The 544-nt window shown below is 70.2% G+C and carries 1 pseudogene; it reads left to right on the top strand.

From position 1 onward, the window contains the following. Positions 1-544 (top strand): annotated as a pseudogene (locus IG08_RS55520) (IS200/IS605 family accessory protein TnpB-related protein); the annotation flags it as partial.

Raw genomic sequence — 544 nt, 5'->3', positions numbered from 1 at the left:
CCACCTCGCCGCCTGGCGTCTCGACGCCCACGGCAACCCGACCGGGACCCCGCGCCGCTTCTTCTACGACCTCACAGGCACAGCCGATCACCGTGATGCCCAGGTCCGCCACGCCCTCACCCGGCTGCTGCACTGGGCCAGAACCTGCGGAGTGAAAGCTCTCCGCGGTGGAAGACCTGGACTTCGCCGCGGAGAAGACCCGCGAGAAGCACGACCGCCGCAAACGGTTCCACGGTTCCGGCAGCTGATCTCGGGCATGCCCACCGGCAGGCTCCGCGCCCGGCTCACCGCCATGGCCGACCAGACCGGCATCACCATCATCGCGGTCGACCCGGCCTACACCTCCAAATGGGGCGCCCAGCACTGGCAAAAACCCCTCACCAGCACAACCCGGAAGACGACTCGCCACGACGCTGCCGCCGTGGCGATCGGACGGCGCGCCCAAGGACACCCGATCAGGCGACGGACGGCACCGCCCCGTGCACACCAGAGCGATGTGCACGGGCATCGGACCGTCCAGGCCGACCGGCGTGCCCTCGGGCGT

It is taken from the genome of Streptomyces fulvoviolaceus (assembly GCF_000718165.1).
In the GTDB taxonomy this organism is placed as follows: domain Bacteria; phylum Actinomycetota; class Actinomycetes; order Streptomycetales; family Streptomycetaceae; genus Streptomyces; species Streptomyces fulvoviolaceus.
Note: the sequence above shows the minus strand (reverse complement) of the source record. Positions and strands in the feature narration are given on the sequence as shown.